Annotated in this window: 2 protein-coding genes; both read left to right on the top strand. The window is 63.8% G+C overall.

Annotated elements, in window-relative coordinates; translation table 11 throughout:
- Positions 1–712 (top strand): aminodeoxychorismate synthase component I (gene pabB, locus EN879_RS35980; RefSeq protein WP_127274718.1); only part of this gene is annotated, 712 nt, incomplete at its 5' end.
- Positions 661–1,323 carry an aminotransferase class IV family protein gene (locus EN879_RS35975; protein WP_063168944.1) on the top strand — a complete coding sequence of 221 codons (663 nt, stop codon included), beginning with the start codon at positions 661–663 and terminating at the stop codon, positions 1,321–1,323. The genes pabB and EN879_RS35975, both read left to right, overlap by 52 nt.
- Positions 1,324–1,371 lie beyond the last annotated feature (48 nt).

Raw genomic sequence — 1,371 nt, 5'->3', positions numbered from 1 at the left:
ATGGTCAGGCGAGCCTCTGGCCGCGTTCGATGCGTTGACTGAACGTCAGCCGGTGAAATATGGCGCGCTGATCGCGCTCGGTGAACCCATCGTGCTGTCGCGCTCGCCTGAACTGTTCTTCGAGATCGACGCCGAGGGCATGATCGAGACGCATCCGATGAAGGGAACGGCGCCGCGCGGCGCCACCAAAGCCGAGGACGAACGGCAGAAGATCTTCCTGCGCAATGACGAGAAAAACCAGGCCGAAAACCGGATGATCGTCGATCTCCTGCGCAACGATATCTCGCTGATCAGCGAGGTGGGCACGCTGGACGTGCCGGCGCTGTTCCGCATCGAGACTTACCCGACCGTGCATCAGATGGTGAGCGACGTCAGGGCCAAACTGCTGCCGGGTCTCTCTATCCGCCAGATCTTTGCGGCGCTGTTTCCTTGCGGTTCGATCACCGGCGCGCCTAAGATCCGTGCCATGGAGATCCTGCGCGACCTGGAAGGCACGCCCCGCGATGCCTATTGCGGCGCCATAGGCTGGATCGCACCCGGCGGCCCGATGCGCTTTTCCGTGGCGATCCGCACCATCTCGCTCTTTTCGGGCGGCGAGGCCGTCTACAATGTCGGAGGCGGCGTCGTCTTCGATTCGACGGCGCAGGAGGAGTATCAGGAGTGTCTGCTGAAAGCGCGCTTCGCGACGGGAACACCGCCGACTTTCAGTTGATCGAGACCATGCGCTGGGAACCCGGCTCGGGCTTCCTGCGCTTCGATCGTCATCTTGCGCGCCTCTATGGCTCGGCGGCGGAACTCGGCTTCCGCTGTGATCCAGGCACGGTCGGCGAGGCGCTGAGCAGCGCGGTCGGCGGTTCCGGCGTTGCCACGCGCACGCGTCTCGTCCTGTCGCACGATGGCGAGGTGACGGCCTCTGCGCAGCCTTATGAACCGCTCGCCGCCGACAAAGTCTGGATGCTGCGGCTGGCGCGGACGAGGCTCGATTCGAACGACACGCTGCTGCGCCACAAGACCAGCCGGCGACAGCTTTACACGCGTGCCCGTGCCGAACACCTCATCACGCAGGCCGACGAGGTGCTTATGGCCAACGAGCGTGGCGAGATCTGTGAAGGCACGATCACCAATGTCTTTGCCGATGTCGGCGACGGCGTGCTGGCGACGCCCCGGCTCGATTGCGGCCTGCTGCCTGGCGTATTGCGCGCGCAGCTTCTGGATGAAGGCCGCGCCCGCGAAGCGATCTACAGCTTGGACGATCTGAAATCCGCCAAGTCCCTGTTCGTCGGCAATTCGCTGCGCGGACTGATCCCGGCAAGACTGACCTGAGACATGACGTCCCCAAAACATACGCTGCCCACCCACACGCCCTATGAC

The sequence above is a fragment of the Mesorhizobium sp. M7A.F.Ca.AU.002.02.1.1 genome, from assembly GCF_003998535.1.
GTDB lineage: Bacteria > Pseudomonadota > Alphaproteobacteria > Rhizobiales > Rhizobiaceae > Mesorhizobium > Mesorhizobium ciceri.
The sequence above is the reverse complement of the archived record's forward strand: the minus strand, read 5'-3'. Positions and strand labels throughout refer to the sequence as shown.